The 6,936-nt window shown below is 48.2% G+C and carries 8 protein-coding genes; 7 read left to right on the top strand and 1 reads right to left on the bottom strand.

Annotated elements, in window-relative coordinates:
* Window positions 1-320: 320 nt before the first annotated feature.
* On the top strand, window positions 321-578 hold the full coding sequence (locus ACLHIJ_RS06345; protein WP_411298726.1) for a hypothetical protein: 258 nt from the start codon (window positions 321-323) through the stop codon (window positions 576-578).
* Here the strand turns inward: ACLHIJ_RS06345 and ACLHIJ_RS06340 are convergent.
* Complete coding sequence (locus ACLHIJ_RS06340; RefSeq protein WP_411298733.1) at window positions 548-751, bottom strand: helix-turn-helix domain-containing protein; 204 nt, start codon at window positions 749-751, stop codon at window positions 548-550. The two genes, ACLHIJ_RS06345 and ACLHIJ_RS06340, sit on opposite strands and share 31 nt — an antisense overlap.
* Before the next feature lie 146 nt (window positions 752-897).
* On the opposite strand from ACLHIJ_RS06340, the gene ACLHIJ_RS06335 reads away from it, so the two are divergent.
* The 6 genes from ACLHIJ_RS06335 (at window position 898) to ACLHIJ_RS06310 (ending at window position 6,827) form a co-directional block, all read left to right on the top strand.
* The gene (locus ACLHIJ_RS06335) at window positions 898-1,641 is read left to right on the top strand and encodes a hypothetical protein (RefSeq protein WP_411298724.1); all 744 of its coding nucleotides are present in this window, start codon (window positions 898-900) and stop codon (window positions 1,639-1,641) included.
* 163 nt (window positions 1,642-1,804) lie between these two features.
* On the top strand, window positions 1,805-2,974 hold the full coding sequence (locus ACLHIJ_RS06330; protein ID WP_411298723.1) for a hypothetical protein: 1,170 nt from the start codon (window positions 1,805-1,807) through the stop codon (window positions 2,972-2,974).
* A gap of 133 nt (window positions 2,975-3,107) precedes the next feature.
* Window positions 3,108-4,031 carry an AAA family ATPase gene (locus tag ACLHIJ_RS06325; RefSeq protein ID WP_411298722.1) on the top strand — a complete coding sequence of 308 codons (924 nt, stop codon included), beginning with the start codon at window positions 3,108-3,110 and terminating at the stop codon, window positions 4,029-4,031.
* A 158-nt stretch (window positions 4,032-4,189) separates the two neighbouring features.
* Window positions 4,190-5,467: a hypothetical protein gene (locus tag ACLHIJ_RS06320; protein ID WP_411297151.1), complete on the top strand. Its 1,278-nt coding sequence runs from the start codon at window positions 4,190-4,192 to the stop codon at window positions 5,465-5,467.
* Window positions 5,464-6,195 (top strand): ABC transporter ATP-binding protein, encoded by a 732-nt coding sequence (locus ACLHIJ_RS06315; protein ID WP_411297150.1) that lies wholly within the window; start codon window positions 5,464-5,466, stop codon window positions 6,193-6,195. Before ACLHIJ_RS06320 ends, ACLHIJ_RS06315 begins: the two co-directional genes overlap by 4 nt.
* Window positions 6,192-6,827, top strand: a complete 636-nt coding sequence (locus ACLHIJ_RS06310) for a hypothetical protein (protein WP_411297149.1) — start codon at window positions 6,192-6,194, stop codon at window positions 6,825-6,827. Before ACLHIJ_RS06315 ends, ACLHIJ_RS06310 begins: the two co-directional genes overlap by 4 nt.
* Window positions 6,828-6,936: the final 109 nt, after the last annotated feature.

The following is a 6,936-nucleotide window of genomic DNA, read 5'->3' as shown; positions in this document are numbered from 1 at the left end:
CACCAACAAGCCAACACCACCATACCCACCTGGGGCGACGCAATCTGCTGGAACGAACTCCACCACACCACCCCATACCACAACACCTGGGACTAACCCACAAGCAACACATTTTGTCCTATAACCCTCAAACACCCTAAGGCTAAAACATTAACCACACATTTTGCCCTATAACCCAGGGCTACAGAGGCCTACCACTGCCCTATTACCACGTCGAAAGACCGCTATCGCGGTCGAGCGATGCCGCGGAGGCGAATCGCTCTCAGCAACCCAAATAAGACGGGCTGCCGACTCGCCCTCCATTACATTTGGAGATCATTATGAATACTTTTGAATTCGCTCGCGAATACGTCGCCGCTTTTCACAACGACTCACATAACCCTAATCTCTCCCCTGGCGAGGCAGAACTACACGATCTTGCCCTACTCCGAGACGCAGTCGAAGAACACATTATCGCCCGCGCCAACGAGCTTGTACGATTCGAAGGGCTATCCTGGACGGCAGTTACCGCCGCACTCCACTCGTGCCCGTCATCAGTAAGACGGCGCTATCTACGTGGTGGAGCAAGTAACGAATGAGGGTCAACTCCCAGCTCAGCAGCTAGGACCTCTATTGAGTCGAGGGTGAGGTTACGTTCGCCCCGCTCAATACCCGCCAAATATCGCGACGTTATCCCGAGCTGCTCTGCAAGAGATTCCTGAGTCATAGCGCGACGGTGACGCTCGGCACGCAGATTCACGCCGAGCGTCATTCGCAATGCATGCGATAAGCCCTCTCTCACTCAATCAATCGTGACAATCAGCACTTACTAGTTCCAGGTACTGATAACTTCCACAAGAAGCGATCAGTTCCTGCTACAGTGAACACGAAAATCTCAAGCACACACTGGAGGATCACGTGAAAAGATCATTAGCACTCATTTCAATCATCGCAGCATGCACAGCATGCATTTCTGGATGCAATTCCAATGAGGCAGGTAGCGAGATAAGTGAAGCATTAAAAGAGGAAGGCTCTTTCTTCGATTTCTCAACACCGACGGGCGTCTACCCAACAGGGAGCGTCACAGTTGCACTAAACTCCGATCTCATCCCACTACTGGAAGCCGATAAAACAAGCGTCGCAGTCAAATCTCTAACACTAAGTTCCGTCGAGGTAAAATCAACCCAACTCTGCGCCATCAAGGGAGCGATTGAGTACAACGACGGCTGGGAAGAAGCCGCCAAACCATCTGGAAGTCTCATCTCTGAACGATCAGAACCAACGTCATACTACGACTTACACCCCAGTGACTATTGGGTACGTCAATTCTTATACCCCCACCTTGACGAAGGGGCGAGATTTATACCAATTTCACAATTTAATGCTGATAATCCAGAATGGGGAATGTACATAGATGATTCAGCGAACGAATTCATCCATGTAACAAAATGTAATCTCTCTCCAGCCGATGACGACTATTATGCCGGCTTTGACTTCAAGGGAAGTGCACCACTTTCAGATAGTTCTAAAGAGAGCACTAAATTTCCTTTAAGAATCGCAGAAGTTGAGTTCGGTTCAATGAAAGACGGAACAATCTTCATCCCCGAATCTGAATTATCCTCGTACGCCCAAGACTCACACGGAACATGGGTTCACAAGTAGCGTTCACTTAAACTATCCCTTCTCATCAAGCAAAGCTCCCGATCCGCGTGATCGAATATAGCCTCTAGCTCTCCCATATTTCCAACCACTACACCACAACACGTTGCGCCGAAGTGCTTTCACTTCGGCGCAACGAAAGCACTATTAAGATAAAGAGAATACGTTGCTAGCTCAAAAGAAACTTGCCATTATCATCGCCTCAATCCTCACACTTACTGCCGTGGGCGGTCTTGCCGTTACCTGGTTTAAAACTGATTCAACAGAACCTCAGAACACCTCTAGCGATAGCACCAACACATACGGTGCTCTATCCATCGAAGTCGCTCCCCATCAGAATTGGACGGAACAGTCCTCACCGTTGATTGTACGTATTGATAAAGATACCTCTGATCCGAAGCTGAACGGTACGGACGCAAAGGATAAGGACGCTAATAAAGACGTTAAGTCTGCCGATAAAGCAGATACAAAAGCGACCACGGAAGTAAAGACGCCCGCGACGTTCTATCACGCCATTAAGCCGTCTACTAAAGCTACCACGGATTCAATAATCGTGGACGCGGGTAACTATAAGGTGTCCTACATTACCCCGATTACCAATAAAGGTGAATTGTTTACCGTCCCCCAGCCGGTTAATGTTGCGGTTAAGCCCGCTGAAGGTTCGAAGATGGCTGCCACCGCCGAAAAGGTGAAAATGGAGGTCATTCCTGCCGACCAGGTCAAGGACGAGGATTTGAAGAAGGTTCTCGATCAGGTTAAAGACGCGGTCGCTAAAGGCGATGAGACGCTGAAAGGTGAGGCTGGCAAAGACGCAGTGAACAAGACCACCGCCGGTGTTGCCGCTAACCCGAAAGCCTCGGAAGAGACGAAGAACAAGGTTGGTGAAGTGATCGCCACTGCTCCAGTAGATGAAGCTCCGGTGTTTTCTACTCCAAAAGCACCTGCTCAACCCGCGCAGCCAGCTAAGCCTGCTCCGCAACCGCCCGCTGTCGTACCTGCTCAACCAGCACCCGCTCCGCAGCCCGTTGCTCCTGCGCCCGCGCCCCAGCCGGTGATCCCTGATCCACAACCTGAGCCAGATACTGACTATGGTATTTCGGTTGACCAACCTGGTGTAAATATTAATCCGAATCCACCAGCTCCCCAGCCGGTACAACCTGCTCAGCCCGTATGTCAACCGCAGTATATTGGTGAATTTGTTAAGTTCTTACATGATGGTCATGAAATCCCATCTAATGATTTCGCCGCCATTGAAGAATATGGTAAGTATCTATTACAACATGGATACACCACTACTCACCATACAACTATCCAAAAATACACCGAATGCCCATAAAACTGATCGAGTTTTTCCATCAATCAACCCATAAGACCCCCGCCATCTCGGCGGGGGTCGATTTATGTTGTGATAGTTCTACCATTTTTGGTCGTTCTATTGTTTTATTACTTTCATATTAAGGATACCACTCATGCGTTTTAATAATGTTCTCCTCTCTTGCGTCCGTGCTGATTTAGAAGCTAATAATATTCCGATGTTGCTCGGTGAAGCCGGTATTGGTAAATCAAGCTGGTTAGAAAGTCTTGCCACCTTGATGAATACTCGCTGTTTTACCCTGCCATGTAATCAGCTCGCTGATAAGGCTGATTTAACGGGTGCCCGTCTTGTGCCGGTGATGAATACGGATGGAGAGATTATCTCCTATAAGCAGGAATTCTACCCACATGCGATCATCGCTGACGCGATTACTTATGCCTGTGAGCACCCTGATGAGACTCCGATCTTGTTTCTCGATGAACTCAACCGTACCACCCCTGATGTCACCTCTGAAGCATTGTCGATCCCGACCATGCGCGCCATTGGGTCAATGAAATTGCCCGATAACCTCAAGGTGGTTATTGCCGGTAATGATAAGGGCAATGTCACCGCGCTCGATGAAGCGTCGATCTCTCGATTTGTCTTGTATCGTGTGTCCCCTGATACTCAGACCTATCTCGATCTTGATCCGAATTTGAACCGCCATATTCGCAAGGTTTTAGAGGCGCACCCGCAGATGATTTTTGCCAAAAATACCCCGCAAGTTATTGATAGCTCCGATCCTGATGAAAATATTTCTCTCGATGAGATTTTGGGTGATGGTACGCAGATGAATCAGATCACCACTCCGCGTACTATCTCGGCGCTGTCTCGGTGGCTCAACGCTCACAGTGATGAGCAACTGTTTGCTATGCTCACCGATACGTTTAAGGTTCGTGGTACGCAAGTATCAACACTGCAAGAAGTTGTCGAATCTCATGTGGGTGCGACGCATTTTGCTATGCTCGTTGTTAATGAGATTGCTAATCCGTCGGCAAAAAGCTTAGAGAAACTGTTTACCACCCTCGGCTATACATAGATCCGCAAAGCTAAACAGCATTTCCACCGCCCCACCCTCCCCCTCCACCAATACCGACTTATCCAGAATTCCCTATACGAAGCGCTCGAAAATGGTAGTGTTCGATTACCAGGTTCAACGAGGAAGTTGTCAACGGGCAATACACTTAGGGAGCGCTTGTGTTCACATACCGCTATCCACGCCGTACATACGCTTTAGCTTCCCTCGCCATGATTGTGGCGTGCCTGGTTTTCATGTTCGCCTTAAAGGACCGTATCTTAGATTCCTATAACGGGGTGACTCCACTGTTATGGATTTTTATTACCTTTATTAGCGGTCCGATTTCTGGCATATCCGCCGCACTAACAATAACCCATCTCAGAGCTGACGAGAATGCCATATCGAATACCACACCGCGCTCTTGGATAGCGCTAAAACTCTGCGACTTATTGGTTCGGTACACAACGCTTGCCTTAATGCCGTTCTGCCTAGCGTACCTACTCGCGTTAGCCGCTTCTAGCATTACTACTCATCGCGGTCTTTTAGATCTTGGCTACATCCCATCTGCACTGTTATTTACTGCTATACCTGTAATCGTTGGCGAGATTATTGCAACGATTATTTCTATCCAGCTTATCGCCGTTCTCGCATCACTAATCCTAGGTACGTTCCTCGGCATTTACGCAACCAACGCGGTATCTACTATAAATAATTGCGATACCTGGAATCCTGCTATCTATCGCCTCATTATCCCTTGCTTAACGATCGGCATACTAACGCTACTGATCGGCTACATTTACCATTTCACTTCACACCCCAAAACGACATTTTCTCTACAACTCGCGCTAAGCGCCGCATTATTCATTGTTTTCTTTCTTCATTCCGGAACGCCACTATCGACCATGCGCCACCCCACTGCATCAAATTTCTTCTGCAATACTCACGGCAAAGATACGATCTGCGTCTGGAAAGAAAGCGACTACAAAGTACCGGCTTTTACTAAACAAATAGAGCGTGGAAATCTGCTATTAACTCTAGCTGGCAATCCACCTAAGCCCGCCCTATTTTTAGAAACCGGATTAGAACCCGTTAAAGATAATCTGCAGAATAAGAGCACAATTGAGGACACTTTCACTCTCGGTGCGCTAGGCGGGAATGAGAACCCTTGGGTATCTGCACAAATGATTGCCGGACCATATCTCGATAAATTACTGGCCGACGTTCACTCCTGTAATGATACGGATGATGCTCGCTGGGCTTTGATGGATATTACTACCAACTATGTTTATGGCGACATTACATTCTCTGGCTATTCCTCAGAAAATGTAACCAACGATAATGCCGTCGCCCGACTTGGCCAAAAATGGGCAGGATATACCAACGAGCAAATAGTCCAGGAACTTATGCGCATGGTCGATGAATACCGCACTACCTGTCAAGTTAAGGATCTATCATGAGCACCACCGCTATTAATCTATGCAATTTCACCCAAGGCTACGGAAAACACACGATCTTTAATGAGCTATCCCTACAGATTCCCAGCGGAGGGGTGATCGGACTATTAGGCCCAAATGGCGCAGGTAAAACCACTCTTTTAAAAAGCATAACAGGAATTCTCAAGCCTAAAGCAGGAACCGTCACTATCATGGGCAGAGCAATGAGCAATGCTCATGAGCGCCGCCTCGCCTTGCAAGATCTCAGTTTCCTTCCACAAGACTTTTCTGCTGATCCGGCTCTCACCGTGCGTCAATTCGTTGAATATAACTTGTGGATGAGGACTTTCCCGAAGAAACAGATTGCCGACGCCGCAGCTCACGCCATTGAGCGCGTTGATTTAACAAAAGACGCAAACAAAAAGATCCGCGCCCTATCAGGGGGTATGCGTCAACGCACTGGTATTGCCGCGGCAATCGCAGGAACGCCTCAGCTTATTATTCTTGATGAACCAACCGCAGGCCTCGATCCAGAACAGCGTGCCCATTTCCGTCAGTTACTATCACAGCTCAACTCGACCATATTGCTATCAACACATTTGGTAGAGGACGTCGAATCCGCCGCACAACACCTCGTTGTTCTTTCTGAAGGCAGAGTCGTTCATAACGGCTCATCTGAGGTATTAGTCCAAGACGGAGATCGTTCTGTGCGAGGCTTAGAGCAGCGCTACATTGAGCTACTTCGCGCGTGATGATTATGGACTTTCCACCGCTCGCTTTCGTAAAAACACGGAGATTTGGCTCGGCAGTGCTTGCTTCTCTCGTACTTATTGCTGCCTTTGAAAGTTTCTATACCGAGTCTTTTGGTACTCCGTCTTTTGATTATGCGTGGGATACCGCGTTTTCCTATTTCCTCGGACCTTTCCTTGGTTGTATCTGCGCGATAGTTGTCAATTCTGTTGCTCCACACATGGAAACTCTTGCGGTAGCCCCTATTCGATTATTTCGAGCCGCACTGACGGTGACGCTGTGTGCTATCCAATGGCTCGGGATCATCCTTATGCGCTTTGTAGCAAATGCTTTTCTCCTCCAGGTGCCGATCAGTGAAAAAGATTTGCGAACTCTTCTAGTATCAACTCTCGCTTTCCAAGCTATCGGTATGTGTTCTGCCTGCTTGTTTTCCTCCCTTAAAGTGGAGATTATTCCAATCCTTGCCCTGCTTATATGTGTGGGATTTGGCTACAATCGCGATTCTTCCCCGCGCCCGTACCATATCCTTGTTGCTCATACGCCAACGACGGCTGGAATCGCCGTCGTTTTATGGTTCATCGGAATCGGTTGCCTGTTAACCGTCACGCCCTCGCTATTAGAAAAGAAAAGCTAATTAACACGCACATTAGAAGCAAAGCGGTATCTCTACAGCAAGGGCGTCGTGACAACAAAACAGTTTCTCTCCCCCCCCCCCCAAAAAAAACTCCTACACAGAATAACTC

It is taken from the genome of Trueperella sp. LYQ141 (assembly GCF_046599555.1).
GTDB lineage: Bacteria > Actinomycetota > Actinomycetes > Actinomycetales > Actinomycetaceae > Trueperella.
The sequence above is the reverse complement of the archived record's forward strand: the minus strand, read 5'-3'. Positions and strand labels throughout refer to the sequence as shown.

What these genes read in the sequence shown, in the direction of transcription:
- ACLHIJ_RS06345 (WP_411298726.1), top strand. Translation starts at nt 321, where the DNA reads ATGAATACTTTTGAATTCGCTCGCGAATACGTCGCCGCTTTTCACAAC.
- ACLHIJ_RS06340 (WP_411298733.1), bottom strand. Translation starts at nt 751, where the DNA reads ATGACGCTCGGCGTGAATCTGCGTGCCGAGCGTCACCGTCGCGCTATG.
- ACLHIJ_RS06325 (WP_411298722.1), top strand. Translation starts at nt 3,108, where the DNA reads ATGCGTTTTAATAATGTTCTCCTCTCTTGCGTCCGTGCTGATTTAGAA.
- ACLHIJ_RS06315 (WP_411297150.1), top strand. Translation starts at nt 5,464, where the DNA reads ATGAGCACCACCGCTATTAATCTATGCAATTTCACCCAAGGCTACGGA.